Annotated in this window: 13 protein-coding genes, 1 tRNA gene and 1 pseudogene; 8 read left to right on the forward strand and 7 right to left on the reverse strand. The window is 55.9% G+C overall.

The features are described 5' to 3' along the window. Window positions 1-20 precede the first annotated feature (20 nt). Window positions 21-1,778, reverse strand: coding sequence for a BBP7 family outer membrane beta-barrel protein (locus RB_RS00490; protein ID WP_011117806.1), 1,758 nt, complete (start codon window positions 1,776-1,778; stop codon window positions 21-23). 385 nt (window positions 1,779-2,163) lie between these two features. Between RB_RS00490 and RB_RS00495 the strand changes: the two genes are divergently transcribed. The 3 genes from RB_RS00495 (at window position 2,164) to RB_RS00505 (ending at window position 5,196) form a co-directional block, all read left to right on the forward strand. Further along, the gene (locus RB_RS00495; RefSeq protein ID WP_193427778.1) at window positions 2,164-3,312 is read left to right on the forward strand and encodes a linear amide C-N hydrolase; all 1,149 of its coding nucleotides are present in this window, start codon (window positions 2,164-2,166) and stop codon (window positions 3,310-3,312) included. A gap of 315 nt (window positions 3,313-3,627) precedes the next feature. Further along, window positions 3,628-4,632 carry a DUF1559 domain-containing protein gene (locus tag RB_RS00500; protein ID WP_007329345.1) on the forward strand — a complete coding sequence of 335 codons (1,005 nt, stop codon included), beginning with the start codon at window positions 3,628-3,630 and terminating at the stop codon, window positions 4,630-4,632. A gap of 57 nt (window positions 4,633-4,689) precedes the next feature. Beyond that, complete coding sequence (locus RB_RS00505; protein WP_164921283.1) at window positions 4,690-5,196, forward strand: carboxypeptidase-like regulatory domain-containing protein; 507 nt, start codon at window positions 4,690-4,692, stop codon at window positions 5,194-5,196. 291 nt (window positions 5,197-5,487) lie between these two features. On the opposite strand, the gene RB_RS00510 is transcribed toward RB_RS00505, so the two are convergent. From RB_RS00510 to RB_RS00520, 3 genes are all read right to left on the reverse strand, one after another. After that, window positions 5,488-7,017 carry an IS4-like element ISRba3 family transposase gene (locus tag RB_RS00510; protein ID WP_011117812.1) on the reverse strand — a complete coding sequence of 510 codons (1,530 nt, stop codon included), beginning with the start codon at window positions 7,015-7,017 and terminating at the stop codon, window positions 5,488-5,490. A 294-nt stretch (window positions 7,018-7,311) separates the two neighbouring features. Then, complete coding sequence (hisS, locus tag RB_RS00515) at window positions 7,312-8,640, reverse strand: histidine--tRNA ligase (RefSeq protein ID WP_011117814.1); 1,329 nt, start codon at window positions 8,638-8,640, stop codon at window positions 7,312-7,314. Window positions 8,641-8,754: 114 nt separating this feature from the next. Continuing rightward, window positions 8,755-9,246 carry a YkgJ family cysteine cluster protein gene (locus tag RB_RS00520; protein WP_011117815.1) on the reverse strand — a complete coding sequence of 164 codons (492 nt, stop codon included), beginning with the start codon at window positions 9,244-9,246 and terminating at the stop codon, window positions 8,755-8,757. Between the two features lie 65 nt (window positions 9,247-9,311). Here RB_RS00520 and RB_RS00525 point away from each other — a divergent pair, with 65 nt between their 5' ends. The 4 genes from RB_RS00525 (at window position 9,312) to RB_RS00545 (ending at window position 12,092) form a co-directional block, all read left to right on the forward strand. After that, entirely contained in the window at window positions 9,312-10,211 is a 900-nt protein-coding gene (locus RB_RS00525) for a formyltransferase family protein (RefSeq protein ID WP_011117816.1), read from the forward strand. A gap of 797 nt (window positions 10,212-11,008) precedes the next feature. Then, window positions 11,009-11,296 (forward strand): hypothetical protein, encoded by a 288-nt coding sequence (locus RB_RS00530; RefSeq protein WP_231846076.1) that lies wholly within the window; start codon window positions 11,009-11,011, stop codon window positions 11,294-11,296. A 376-nt stretch (window positions 11,297-11,672) separates the two neighbouring features. Next, window positions 11,673-11,867, forward strand: a complete 195-nt coding sequence (rpsU, locus tag RB_RS00540) for a 30S ribosomal protein S21 (protein ID WP_007338941.1) — start codon at window positions 11,673-11,675, stop codon at window positions 11,865-11,867. A gap of 151 nt (window positions 11,868-12,018) precedes the next feature. Then, window positions 12,019-12,092, forward strand: a tRNA-Val gene (locus RB_RS00545). Between the two features lie 155 nt (window positions 12,093-12,247). On the opposite strand, the gene RB_RS00550 is transcribed toward RB_RS00545, so the two are convergent. From RB_RS00550 to RB_RS00565, 3 genes and pseudogenes are all read right to left on the reverse strand, one after another. Beyond that, on the reverse strand, window positions 12,248-12,703 hold the full coding sequence (locus tag RB_RS00550) for a TM2 domain-containing protein (protein WP_011117819.1): 456 nt from the start codon (window positions 12,701-12,703) through the stop codon (window positions 12,248-12,250). Between the two features lie 360 nt (window positions 12,704-13,063). Beyond that, window positions 13,064-13,243: pseudogene (locus RB_RS28445) on the reverse strand (hypothetical protein); the annotation flags it as partial. 214 nt (window positions 13,244-13,457) lie between these two features. Then, window positions 13,458-14,276, reverse strand: a complete 819-nt coding sequence (locus tag RB_RS00565) for a 3-keto-disaccharide hydrolase (protein WP_011117823.1) — start codon at window positions 14,274-14,276, stop codon at window positions 13,458-13,460. Between the two features lie 179 nt (window positions 14,277-14,455). Here RB_RS00565 and RB_RS00570 point away from each other — a divergent pair, with 179 nt between their 5' ends. Further along, window positions 14,456-14,782, forward strand: coding sequence for a DUF6793 family protein (locus RB_RS00570; RefSeq protein ID WP_007330016.1), 327 nt, complete (start codon window positions 14,456-14,458; stop codon window positions 14,780-14,782). Window positions 14,783-14,808: the final 26 nt, after the last annotated feature.

Here is a 14,808-nt window from a genome sequence, read left to right on the forward strand (position 1 = left end):
TCTCCAGCCGGAGATTTCGCTCAGCGAGTGTAGCTCAGGCCGAAATGGATGCCTTGGACGTAGAACGTATCGTCTCGCATCGATGGCGCGGGAAGATTGTTGTTCGCGTCGTTGATGTTTCGGTCAAAAATGCCCGAGACCTGGATCGCGTCGGACATGGCCATCAAGTGGTATCCAATCGTGACGTCGAAGTGGTTGAATCGGTGCCACCCCAAATTCACGTCCAGTTCAGGAACCCAACCGAACGTGTCGCTGGTGAAGGTGCCTTCATTGGTGTCCGAATCGACGAACAGCCCGCCGTCTTGTGGGGTGTCAGGAGGGCCGACCGTTGTGCTGCCCTGACGATTCGCCGTTCGACGAACGTTGCCGAATGCGGCCTTGGCCAACCAGTTGAAGCTCCAGCAGCCTTCGCGGTAGCGACCTGCCAAACCAAATTGAGCTCCGTGAAATTCGTTGGTCGCCCCGAAAGAATCACGAATTGAGATGTAATTGCCCGCATCGGTTCCTTCGGTCAGCGTTGAACTGGAAGAAATGTTCAGCCCCTCGGACAATCGCATGTACTGGTAACCATACAAAACGTCGAAGGTCGTTCCCAACCCGCCTCGCCAAAACTGACGCACCGAGATGTCGCCACCATGCAGTTCGCTGTAAGCGTCCACGCCGACCGCACCAAAGCGACCATTGATGGCCGGATCCGCGGGTGCGTTCGGGAAGACAACCACGTTGGAATCTTCCGCGTCCGTCGCAACGTTGAAGAACGGAATCGCAAGCACATCAAAGTTTCTTTGATCAGCACCAAAGCTGTAATTTTCATCACCAGCGACCCAGCCACGAAAGACCAGGCTGCGACACTGATGGTTGTCCAACCACAAACCAAGCGTCAAGCGACCACCGGCCGTTGCATCTTTGAGGACGCTGTCGTCACCGGCCAAGACCGTTCCCGTATCCAGGGACCCAGTGTCCGGTGCAGTGTCGGTTGTGACCAGAGCCGGCAAGCGATCGCCTTTGCGGAACATGATCATCAACTCGGCCGATCCAAACCAACGATTCGGATCAACACAGATCGCTCCTGCAGGCCCGCACATTCCGTCGCAGCCACCGTATCCGCAACTGTCGCAGCCATACGATTCGAACCCGCACCCCGGACCTTCCAGTCCGCAGCCAACGTCGAATCCGCACCCGCAACCTTCGATCCCACAACCGGGACCTTCCATGCCGCATCCGGGCCCTTGAAAGTTCATCGGTGTGCCCGAGCCGACGATGGTTTCACCGGCAAAGGTTGGATGTTCCATGATCGTGACCGAGCCAGATGTCTTTTGAAGCACGCGGCCTCGGTGACTCGAGCCAGTCGACTGGATGATACGAGCCCCTTCACTCGGAACGCCGTGAGGGCGAACCGACATGGCCGAAACAGGCCGAACGATTTGTGCGCTGGATGGTTGCGAGTTTGATCCCACAACTTCGCCCAGTTTTCGCAATCGCAAACCGCCGGGTTCATCCATGACTTGCAGGCCGTCACCTTCCGCGGCGGAGGCGACTTCCATGTCGTCGTAAACGACTTCGTTGATTTGAATGCGACTGAGTTCCGGTGAGGAATCGGGATACAATTCCCAATCGCCCGTTGTCTTCTCGGCAGCACTTCCAGGTGTTTGATACGTTCCGCGGTCCGGCTTTTTGACACGGACCTGAGCTGCCAATGGTGAACACGCCAGGCATGCCACAAGGACAGCACAGTTTTTCGCAAACCGGGGAAGTCGGCGCCAGATCAAAGAGTTCATGGGGTGTTTCGCTTGGATTCAATCGTCGGGGGTAGTCGCGAATCAGAGTGGCCGACGGGCTCGGAGCGTGCTTTCCACACGCCACCTCGCGCATCACCAGATGCCACGTGAACTGGTATCGGATGGGACGATCGTGACGGTTGAGCCGTTTTGGCAAACTTTGCCGGTTAGGCCGCAGTTACGGCTGACCGGCAGTTTCACGCGGGCGGTGTTTCACCGAAGTCGCTGGCGATGATTGAAGTCGCTGTTGATGATTTCGGTACCCGCAAAACAAAACCTGCTTCCGCGGATTGAATTTGATACGATGAATTTGCGAACGGGACGTCTCACAACCGCCACCACGTTCGCTCTCGTCGCCGCCCACTCACTGCCGGAGTTCACGCACATGCGTTTGCGTCGAAACAGTCATCCCGCCCGCCGGATTCATTCCGTCACCGGAGTCGGTCTCGTATTGCAGGCGGCCATGGTTGGTGTTCTCGCCATCACAGCCATCCAGCCCGCGACCGCGTGCACCGTGATGCGCATGACCATCCGTGGGAAGTTGGTAATCGCGCGAAATCATGATTGGCCATTTGGCGAGGCACTCGTGATCACCAACCTTCGCGGCATTGAGAAAACATCGCTCGCGCCGATCAAGCCCGCGACCTGGGTTTCCAAATATGGCAGCGTTTCGTTTTGCCAATTCGGCCGTGAGATTCCGTTTGCTGGCATGAACGAGAAAGGACTGACGGTCGACTTGTTGCGTTTGCCCGGGGCGACCTTCCCAGATCCTGTTGCGGTTGAAGCCGATCCAAACCTCACCGCGGTCAACGCGATTCAGTGGGTGCAGTATCAACTCGACACCGCTGAAACCGTCGCGGAAGTCGTCGACAGTCTTTCAACCGTCGTGCCGATCCCGATGCTGCCGATGGTTGAAACCGTTCATTATTTTGTGACGGATTCGACCGGCGACGTTGCCGTGGTCGAGTTCATCAACGGCAGCGCGGTGGTTCGCCACGGCGACGATTATCGTCTGGATGACGGGAAACCAAAGACCCACGCGTGCGTGCTGGCCAATTCATCCTGGGAGGATTCTCAAACCGAGCTGCAGAACAACTCCAGCCGAATGCGTTACGGACGTGGAGTTCGCTTGGTTGAAATGGCAAATGAGATCGGAGTGGAAATTGCCCCCATCGACTACGCGATTCGCTGTTTGCGTATGGTCGCTCAAGGGCCGCTGACTCAGTGGAACTTGGTCTACCAACCTGAAGAACGCCGGATCCACTTTCGCACACAAAACTCGCAACAACAACGATGGATTGACCTGGATGATCTGTCCTTCGAACCGGAGCAGACTCCCCAGGCAATCGACATTGATCGCAACATCAACGGCAACGTTGTGCCGCACATGAAAGCGGTCACCGATGCGGACAACGAACGAATCGTGAATCATGCGTTTGATCACTTTGTGCCGGCGGGTCTGCCCAGCCTGATGATCAAACAGCTTCTTCTGGACTATCCGAGCAAGCTCCGATCGCCTCAAACCGCTCCCTGAAATCAGGTTGCGATTCGGGAAACGAACTTTCTCGAAAAATTCTTCCGAGGCACCGAAACCCCTCCACGGGGCCAATCGCCGCTTTTATGAAGCTGAGCGGAACGTTAACGGCAGCGGAAAGCGTCGCTCACGCACGCAATTTCCCCGCTGCGCACCGGCTGAAGAACGCTCATTTCTGTTCATTAAACCTTCACTTTGAGCTTCGTCGTTTCTTCACAGTTGTTTCCTAGAGTCCCGCCCAAATCACTGACGGCGGCTCATCAGCAACGACGCTTCCCGCCGTCTTCCCCCCACATAATTCGCTGGAAGAAACGAATGACCTGCCTGACGACCCAATCGAGTCGCCGAACCCCAGCCACCCCGTGCACCGCTCCATCCACCGCCCGCCCAACCACATCGACTCGCGGATTCACGCTGGTCGAGCTGTTGGTTGTGATCGCCATCATCGGCGTTTTGGTTGGCCTTCTTTTGCCAGCGGTTCAGTCCGCTCGCGAAGCTGCACGTCGCATGCAATGCGGTAACAACCTCAAACAAATCGGCTTGGGACTTCACGTTTACCACGACACGTTCAACAAGTTCCCCTACGGATGGGACAACCGAGGCATGACCTGGAGCGGTCACATCTTGCCTCAGATTGAACAAGCCAACCTGTACCAAACCTTGATCTTTCAAGAGTCGGGGCTTGGCAACTGGGGAACCGACGATGGCCCCAATGAAGAAGCCTGCGAAACCGTTATCCCAACCTATCGTTGCCCCAGCATGGCGCTGCCATTGCACATGGATTACAACGGCATTCCACAACGCGTGCCCGCCAGCTATCGCGGTGTTGCCGGAACCTTGGCCACGTCGGATGACACCAGCACCGCTCTGCCCGACACGATTTCGTTGGAAAGCTTGGACCAAGACGGCATCTTCTATGCCTGCAGCAAAACCAAGTTCCGCGACATCTTGGACGGCACGTCCAACACGATCATGATCGGCGAAAGCTACAACAACCCGAAGTTCGTGAAAGACGGACAAGGGATGGATTACTGGTACATCGGTGCTCCACAAACCGACCCTTGTCGTTGCGACGGCGGAACTGGCGGAACGGAATTCTCGGAAGTCGCCGGCGTCACGATCACTCCGGTCAACGCCGTCATCCGTGCTCCATTGATGAGCGGCCGATTGATGGAACTTTCGTTCGGCAGCTACCACCTCGGCGGTGCTCACTTCTTGAAGTGCGACGGCTCCGTTTCATTCCTAACGGAATCGCTGGCCGAAGACGTTTACGACGCACTGGGCTCACGTGATGGCGGCGAAATCCCCGGCGAAATCTGATTCGCCGATCGACCTTCACGTTCCACATTACAACACATTGACTTTTCAATCATGGCTATGAACTCAGCAATCCAACAAGCGATGGCTCTGACATCGGTCGCCTGCCTCGCGCTCACTTTGGCAACCACCACTGGGTGCGGACCAAGCGCCCAAGCCGACTACGCATCGATCGGATTGGTTCCGATCACAGGCAACGTCACCTTGGACGGTCAACCTCTTGAAGGAGCCGTCGTGATGTTCGAATCGCCCGATACGACGTTCTGTTACGGAACGACGGACGCAGAGGGCAACTACGAAATCAAATTCAACAGCGAAGTGATGGGTGTTCCACCCGGAGACAAAATGGTGCGAATCAGCACGACAGCGTCGACGGGTGAGGTCGACTCCGAAGGCGCTGACGAAGATGACGACGACGCCGTTGCTCGACGCAAAAAGAAAAAGAAACGCAATCCGAACGAGTTGGTTCCTGAAGCCTACAACGAAGATTCGCAAATCAAAGCGACGATCAGCGACAGCCAAACGGTGTACGACTTCGCCTTGAAGTCAGACGGCTCACCGCTTTAAGCAGGTCGGCAGCAGTGCTGGGGCGTGTCCCATGAGCTACTGCGACGATATCAATCGATTGATCTAGTTGTACGACGGACTTCCTAGTCCGCTCGAATCCTGGACGATCGAACAAATCGCCAAGATATGCTTGCCAACGACAACGGGTGCTTCCCAATGGGAGCCCCCGTTCTTCGTTGGCTGAAATGATTCGGCATTGTCTTGGGCTGCTAAACCTTGGGATCGACCCTGCTTTGAACTGCGTGAGTTTTGTCCCACGACTTCGCCCCAACGGGCAACGCCGTGAACGATTTAGGCGACGGTACAAAATCCCAGTTTTTGAAGTCGATCGCGATCTTCTTTCGTGGCGCGAGTGACGTTGGGGAGACCGCAACGAGGTTTGTCTTTCTTGTTCGGTTTATACCTCGCCTCCTTGCTCGACTTGCGTTCGTAATTATCGATCAGCGCATCCCCCAGCATCTCCGATAAGCTCGGTTCCTCGAGATCGGTCTCGTTGAGATTCTCAAGAATGCGTTGGAAAGAACGCACCACCCCTGCGAAGCTGATTCGCCCAGGCATCGCGACCGGATCACCCCGGCGACGTTTCTTCGCGAGGTGTACTTTCAAGGCATACAGCTTGACGATCAGAATACTGAGGATCGACCAATGCAACTCCACCAACGCCCGGATGCTCTGGCGGCAGCGAAGTTGCCGTCGTCCATACGTTTGCTTTAGGTTGCGAAATTCCAGTTCGATTCCCCAGCGGCTCTTGTAAATCACAAGTGCTTGCTTGTCGGTGAGCTTCTTCTCATCCAAGACGCTCGTTAAGAGAACTGCCTTTTTGCGGCCGAGTTGGATCTGAATCATGCGAAGCTTCAGGGGACGCATGCCTTCACGGCGTTTGTCCTTGGGCCAGCAGTAAACAAGGTTGTCTTCGTCAGGCTCGACATCGTAGCCGAGGCTATGCAGCAAGTTGACGTTCGCGCCAACGCGCACGAGAAAGTGGTGCCCCCCATCGATAATGCTCTTCCAAAATTCGTAGCCAACGAATCCCGCGTCACCGGTAAACAACGTTTTCTCCGGGAATTCACCGTTTTCTAGCATCTCTTGCACGTGTGCTCGTTCGGACGCATTGCTAGGCCCAAGTTTCCAGCACCAAGTCAGTTGCGTGGCAACGTGCCAAATCATTGTGATCCAAATCTGGGGTACCGGCGGTGCCGGTGGATTCTTCTCGATGGCCTGACGGCGCATTCCTTTGGTCTTCTTTTTTCGATACCGAGCCGTTTTCCCGTGACCATGATTGGGAGCGCAAAACGCTTTTTCGTTACTCAGTGTTCGCGGCGTTGTGTCTCGAGAACCATCGACAGCCATGACGACCCAACCAGTCGTCCTCCAAAGCTTGCCGGCGGTTGTCTCAATTTGCTTCTGAATCCGAGTAAGCAAAACCTCGGACAACCATGGAGTCCATCGAACCAACGCCTTGATCAGTCCAGAGTAACTTGAAAATGCGATCCTCCCGTGGACCTTTTTGCATTGCCGGGTGCCTGAATCAAAAGCATCCTTGAGCTTGTCCTTGTCAGAGAAGATCCACAGCAAGGCTTGGATCATCAGAGTCATTGTCTTCCAGCCAGTGTTGCCGTGGGCCTGCGTCGGCACGGCCTGCTCATCACCCAGCACCCAATCGATCGCACTGCGGATTTCTTTGGCGTTGCGCGTCTGGGCTTTGCGATAGTGCTGTCGCTGAGATTCGGACTTGACCTTGCGTTTGGCTCGATTGAATTTCCTTTGTCGAGCATGTTCTTTGGCCTTGCTTGATTCGTGAGAATCGAGTTTTTTTGACACAGCCGGATCCCTTTCTGACTGAAGTGTTTCAGTTGGTTGGTAGGGGGATCCGGCTTTTACACTTCAAGGGCAGTTCAGCAAAACACCACAAATCACGGCCTCAAAATCGTTCACGGCGTTGCCCGTTGGGGCTCGTGTCGGGGTCTCCACAACGAACCCCAGGCGATGCCTGGGGCTATCTTAGAGCTGCCCCGTTGGGGCGTAGGACAGAACAAGTACCAACGTCGTAACTTGCATCTCAACCCTCAAGTTTTAGCGGCCCAACGCTGTCCCAATCGACCGTGCAAAAACGTACTACGAAGTTGCCGCTTGGATCGCTTCGATCAATGCGTCGGGCGATTCATGCGAGTATGCCACGTCTTGCGACTCTTTCGTTGCCAACGTTTTGACTTGCACCGCACCGGCTTCCCATTCGTTCCCGCCGGCGATGATGGCGACGGCAAACCCTTGAGAGTCGGCGTACTTGAGTTGTTGGCCAAGCTTCTTCGGTTCCGGGTAAACCTCGACGCCAATCCCTGCATCGCGAAGCTGCGAAGCCAACTTCAAATAGTCGTCCCGGTGTCCTTTGTCGAAGAACGGAACAAACACCGCACACGGTTTGCTGACACCTGACAATCGGCCAAGGCTTTCCAGCGCGGCGAGCAATCGATCCAGTCCGAGTGAGGCACCGATGCCCGGCAGATGTTGCTTGGTGTACAACCCCGCCAAGTTGTCGTAGCGTCCGCCGCTGCAAACGCTGCCGATGCCCGGCAACTCATCCAGCGTCGTTTCAAAGATGACTCCGGTGTAGTAATCCAACCCGCGAGCGATCGAGACATCGATCTTCAAACGATCCGGGCTGACTCCGGATGCCAACGCACCGCGATAGATTTGAGTCAATCGTTCGATTCCCGCTGCCGCGGTTTCATTGCCACCGGTGATCTCCGGCAGCGACGCCAGGATCGACTCCGCGTCCCCATCGCATTCCGCCAATCGCAAGACGGCGTCGGCTTGCTCGGCCGTCACACCTGCGGATTCGACCATCTCATTGGCCGTTTTTTCACGGCCGATCTTTCCGAGCTTGTCGAGACTTCGCAGCACCGGCGTCGTCTTGTCGGCCAATCCCAACGATTCCAATAGACCGGTCAAGATTGCACGGTTGTTGATGCTGATCGTGAACGCGTCGATCCCGATCGCTCGCAACAACGCATCGATCACGCAAACGGCTTCGATATCCGCTAGTTCCGACGTCGTACCAATCGTGTCGAAGTCACACTGCACGAATTCACGGTACCGGCCTTCCTGTGGTTTCTCACCCCGCCAAACCGGAGCGATGTGATAACGCTTGAACGGCGTTCCCAACGTGCCAATGTGTTGAGCGGCGAAGCGAGCCAATGGAACCGTCAGGTCAAAACGCATCCCGACCGGACGACCGCCGTTGTCTTCGAACGAGTAAAGCTGACGATCGGTTTCGTCGCTACCTTTGCCGGTCAAAATTTCCAGGTGTTCGAGCGTCGGCGTGTCGATTGGAGCAAACCCAAAACTGCGAAACACTTCGCGAGCGGTTTGCATCAATTGTTCCCGCGGGATCATCGCGGCGGGCAAGTAGTCGCGGAATCCCTTCAGCGTGCGAGGTTGAATCATGGAAGTCGGTGAGGGGTGAATGGGAAGAAGGAAAGTGGAGGGTGTGAGTCGTAGCGGAAGTCGTCAAGCCTTTCGGTTGGCATCCAAATTTGCCGAAACTCTTGACGAGTTCCGCTACCCAACAATCGGGAGTCCCGTCGGACGTCGACTGCGGATCGAATCGATGTCCCGGTCGGCTCCTTCGGGGAACTGCGGCCCGAACAAAGCGTCCGCGTACTCGTCAATCTGCTCAGGCGTTTCGAAGTACTTCTCGTAGCACCAATCGTCCTCGAACTCACACTCCTTCGTCGTGTATTCGCGACAAATCTGAGGCCGGGTTTCGTAGATGCCGCATCGATGGTCGTCCTGCAGGTGTTTGCAAGTCGTGTGAACGAGCAAGTACCAGGTGTCTTCGTCCACGAACACGGTCGCTCGGTCGTGCAGCAGATACCACCGCATGAAGTCGAAATCTTTTCGCGTCACCGGTTCGTCGATCGGCAGCGCGAAGTACTTGCAGCACTTTGCCGTGCAGTGATCACACAGATTCGCGTCGGCGGGAAAGTCCGATCGGCGACGGCCATTGACCGAAGGCGGCGTGGCGACTGGCAACTTGGATGCGGTGGGCATGATTGGGTCGAATGTGATAATTTGCGATTTCGTCGGGCCAACAGTTTCCTCGCAAAAGCCTCCACATGGAAGTCGTCATCACCGCCCTTGGTCCGGATCACTCCGGTTTGGCCGATCCGATCATTCACCACGTCACCGCACGAGGGGCTCGGATTTCCGAAATTCAGATGTACGACCACGACGAGGAAGAACTCTTCGCGATGCTCTGCCGCTTGCAGTTCGATGCGGGTGCCGATCCAGCGGAACTGCTCGGGCAATTGCAGGACGAGATGAAACAAATCGGCGAGCACACCGGATTGTCGATCCGGGCGTGGAGCCCCGATGCTCGTGCGAACCGGCCGCGTTTGGCGGTCGCGTGCACCTATGTCGAACACACTCCGCGAGCGGTATTGGAAGCTGTTTCCTCGGGTCAAATCGCCGCGGAAGTCCCCGTGATCATCTCCAACCGGAAGAAACTGGGCTTTCTGGCCGATGAGTTCGAATGTGATTTCCGGATGATCGGCGATGGCACGGGAGCCGTCGATGACGCCGCACTTTTGGCCACGCTGGACGAATACGACATCGATTACCTGATCCTGGCTCGCTACATGCGAATTCTTCCCGCCGATGCGTGCTGGCAATTCGCGGGCGGCCGGATCATCAACTTGCACCACGGATTGCTACCAGGCTTTCCCGGATTCCGCCCGTACCACGATGCCCACAATGTCCGAATGCTGACGTTTGGCGCGACGTGCCACTTCATCATCCCCGAACTCGACGCGGGAAATCAGACGATCAACCAGCGAACTTTTTCTGTAGCCCCCGGCACGCCTCTGGAGCGGATCATCGCTCAAGGCGAATCAGAAAACGAACCGGCCTGTTTGGTCGAAGGCGTCCGACGGGTCGTTGATCGAGAGGTCCACCTGCACTTCCATCGAGTCGTGCCTCGCAAAGATCTGGTGGCGAAATCCGCCGCAGCCAAGTGAATGATTTAACCGACGGCCGTTAGGTCCGGTTCTTACACACGAAAACCGGTGCTAACGCACTGCGGCTAACACTTTCAGCCCCAACAAACCATCCGTCCCGCCCTCAGCGACCGCCACTCATCAGCCGACGGCCGTTAGGCCCGGTTCTTACGCTCAAAAACCGGTGCTAACGCACGGCGGCTAACACTCCCAACCCCAACAAACCATCCGTCCCGCCCTCAGCGACCACCACCCATCAGCCGACGGCCGTTAGGCCCGGTTCTCACATACAGAAACCGGTGCTAACACACGGCGGCTAACACTCCCAGTCCCAACAAACCATCCGTCCCACCCTCAGCGACCACCAGCCGACGGCCGTTAGGCCCGGTTTCTACACTCAAAATCCAGTGCTAACGCACTGCGGCTGACAAACCTCAACGATCACGCGTTCATCCAACCCTCCGCCCGATTCTCGATCCACCGCATCTGATTGGATTCCGGCGGAACTTGCAAAATTCGCTTCAGCGACGGCGTTTCGTCCAACAACGGCCCCAATCCGTCTGATCGACCGGAATGGCTCCCCCCGTCTAATCGCGCAAGTCTGCCGCAACGCGTGCAATGGGAATGAATTTCAATTGGCTTGGCCGCACGACCGGACCTGAACCAGATCGCCCCCAAGATTCTCCGTGTGGCGCGTCGATACCCACGGCGTCTGATGCACGCAGTGACCAGATGGCCTCGTTTTTCGAGGAAATTTGCCATGTCGAGGCGGCGTGGCACCATCGGCAGCAGACCTCCCGCTGGACGAAAGGATGTTGATGATCGGGTACTCCCTCGAAACGATCGATTTGCCGCAACTGCGTCGCCAAGTCGAAGACAAACTGTGCGATCTGGGACAACTTGAGCCCCATCAGTTCCCGCTGACTCAGCGTGAAGTGGTTCGGCGGGGAGCGACCTGCGGACTCTATTTTTGTCTGCACGGTCCTCGAAGCGTGAAGTTGACCGCGATCGCCGACCTCAAAACCCAATCGCTCGTCTATTACGGCGTCGACGGAGTCCGTTGCGAAACGGTTCCGATGGAAAACCTCACGCGGGCCGCCGCTTGAATCCGATAGATCAACTTCTTGTGGGTCACCTGCCAACTGAGATTCGACGCCGGTGAAGCTGATCCAGAGATCACGGATGTCGTTTCAATCGCGTCGCGACGGACCATTCATCCGTGCCTCGACGGTGGCAAAACGCCCAAGTTCACACGCGAAGTGAAATTCCGTTTTGGATCAAGATTGAAAGCGGCGTTTTCGCCATAAAACGACTGTATTTTCCGTTTCCTCGGTTGTGGGGGGCGGTGTTAGGTCGTTATGATTCGCGGCCTTCACCGCGACGGGTTTGGCATTTGCTGCGCTCGGACGCGACACTTCATTCCTCGACTTGGAGGATTTGGACCATGCAAACGATTGAATTGAAAGGGTTTACGGAGCGGCAATGGTAAAGTTATTGGTGCGTGATCGGGAAACGATTCAGGAGGCAGTACGCCGGTTTAGAAAATTGGTCGAGCGAAGCGGTATCAAGAAAGAAATGCGTCGCCGCGAGTTCTACGAAAAGCCGAGCGAAACCAATCGCCGTGCCCGCCTGCGTGCCGAACGCCGCAACAAACGCACCCGCATGTTGTCCCGCTGATTGTCGATTGCACGGCAGCTTTGACCGTGCAGTGGAAACCATCAGCCCCAAGTCGTTCCGTTTCAATTGAAGCGGAACCTGCCCGAAAAGCAGACACCAGGTCTCTCAAAAGACCGGAAACAAAACACAGAAGAGTCCATGACTTTTCGACGGGCGATTAGCTCAGTTGGCTAGAGCGTCTCGTTTACACCGAGAATGTCGGGGGTTCGAGTCCCTCATCGCCCATCAAGCCCTGCTTTTCAGCAGGGCTTTTTTTGTGCGATGACAACTTCATCTAGCGCTATCCCAATGCGTCGAGCCACGACTGGGAAGCCACTTTGCATCACGTCACCCTGGAACGTCAAAGATCGCTCCCACAGGGACCATCTTTGAGAACGCACCTAGAACCATTGCTGCTCTCGGACTCTGTAGTCCTCGTAGAAACTCTCATCCGACTTCGCCAAGTAGATAAAACCTTCGACGAAAGAGATCGTCGCCATCACAAACACCAGTAAAAGTGGCCAGATGAAGAACATTCCCCCAATGATTCCAACGACTGAGACGCTGGCCATCAGCAACGCTCCGCGATTCAACCCAAGGTAAAACTTGTGGGAGCCGTATGCACCAAGCAAAAACATCCCCAGCAATCCAGCCGTCAGCTTCTTATCGATGAATTCTTCTCGGAACGGATCGTTGAAACGATCTAGACCATCAGCACCGACAATCACCTCAGCGGCTAATGTGACTAGCGACGAGCAATTCGGACACGCCTGAATACCGCCTGATTCAGCGACCGAGAACTCGAACTCGCTTTGACAATCGGGGCATCTCACTCCTGCTTTAGCTGACTCGGTCACCTTGCCTGTCCTGTCCTAGTTCGCTTGATCAATGTGAAACAGCAGCACTGTTTAAAAGAACCACCGTAACAAGTCACCCACAAAAGCAGGTTCTATCACGCTCCTTTTTTCGCGAGATCGTGATTCCCTGAGGTGCCACCCGCCATTTGGGATTTCCTGGTGCAGACGCGTTATTGCCTGTAGGCCAGGTTCCACCTGGCGTGGGTGACTGGCCAATTGAATTTCCACGTCGCTGTCACATGGAATGGTGCACACGCCTCGTTTTGTTCCAAAACATTGCGTGATTGCCAGGTGGAACCTGGCCTACATTTCGAGAACCCACCCGTTGCAGAGGCAGGGCAGATTACCGAGGCCGCGTTTTTAGCATTCCGAAAGGTGCCACCCGCCATTTAAGCTTTTCTGATGCAGACGCGTCGTTAGCTGTAGGCCAGGTTCCACCTGGCGTGGGTGACTGGCCGATTGAATTTCCACGTTGATGTCACATGGAATAGTGCACACGCCTCGCTTTGTTCCAAAACATTGCCGTCGTTGCCAGGTGGAACCTGGCCTACATTTCGAGAACCCGCCCGTTAAAGAGGCCGCGTTTTAGCGGGTTTTCGAACTGCGCACCTCTCCTGAAACGCAGTTTGGAGAGAGATATATACGAGGTCGAGCGACGCAGTTCAGGCGTACGCGAGGGTGAGGGCTAAGCATAGGAAGCGGCGCGGATTGCCCTGCCCCAGAACGAGAAAAGACTGACTCACAGCCATCGAACTCACTTCGACTCAGGCTTTTTGAGCATCGCCTGCACTCGCTTCTGCTCTTTGGCCAATGCTGCTGGCGGGATCGCCATCGGCTCAAAATTCGGTGACGGCTTCAGACTTTCTTCATCTGGAATCTCGCGCCACCGCAAATTGCGATACCAAACCGGCTGGCCATGATCCTGCAGCCACAGCTCGCCGCCACGACCAGTGAGGTCTCCGCCCCGAATTGTTAACAGCCTCACCATCTCGGCCCACTTTGGATCGGTGTAGTCAAAGTCCAGGACCTTTTGACCATTGAACCAATGCTGAATCACGGTTCCCTTGCAGACCACTCGTCCTGAATTCCACTCGCCCACAGGTCGCGTGGCATCTTTCGAAGGGGCCATGCAAAAGAACAACGAGGCCGCTGATTGCCGCGGGTTTTCACCGTACGGACTGCCCACGTTGTCGAGCACCTGATACTCGACTTGACCAGGCCTGTAGTAGACGCCGCTGTTGCACCCGTCGGACACCTTCCATTCGAACCGAAGCTCAAAGTCATCCGGGACGAGAGTACGTTTGTACGTCAGGGAACCTCCGCCAGCCGCACGGAAAAACGCTCCATCTTCGATTCGCCAATTCCCGCTGTGCTCCCAACCATCGAAGGATTTGCCATCAAACAGTTCCACAAAATCTGCGGCAGCATCGGACTGCTCGGCTGATGGAGCACCCTCCGTAGCGGTCCCAACGTTGTCTGCGGCATTCAAAAGGCAGCACATCCAAACGCTCGCGGTCCAAATCACGGCACCGATCAAATGAAATTTCCGATTGGGCAGACACCGGCACTTCATCGCAAATCCTTGGTTGCAGATAGAAAATTCAACACCTCGCCCACTCTATCAGCCCTCGGCGGTGCCGAGAAGCAAAACGCCTCAAGGACCTACAGCCCGGTGGCGGCGTGGACTAGGATGTAGTACCAGCAAGCGCATGCTGCGTCGCGGCTCTTCTTCCTCCAACGAACGTTTCCACCATGCCTTTGTTTGAAATCGAAACGGACGCCCACATCATCATCACTTGGGCCGAAAACGAAGACGACGCTCGCGAAGTCGTCGACGACGCGTACCCCGAAGATGAATTGATGCGTTTGACCAAACGCCCTCGCGATTCTTGGGTGATCAGCAAAGGTGCACTCGGCCTGACCGATCGCACACTCGACCCGTGCATGACCGCTCGCGAATGCCTCAGCAAATCGGCCGGCGACAAAGTCAACGCGATTCGTTTGTACCGAATGGAAACAGGTTGCGACCTCGAACAAGCACGCATCGCGATCGAATCCAATATGGTAATGGGATGGTAGTGGACACCGCCGAGTCCTCACCGCTT

Source organism: Rhodopirellula baltica SH 1, from assembly GCF_000196115.1.
GTDB lineage: Bacteria > Planctomycetota > Planctomycetia > Pirellulales > Pirellulaceae > Rhodopirellula > Rhodopirellula baltica.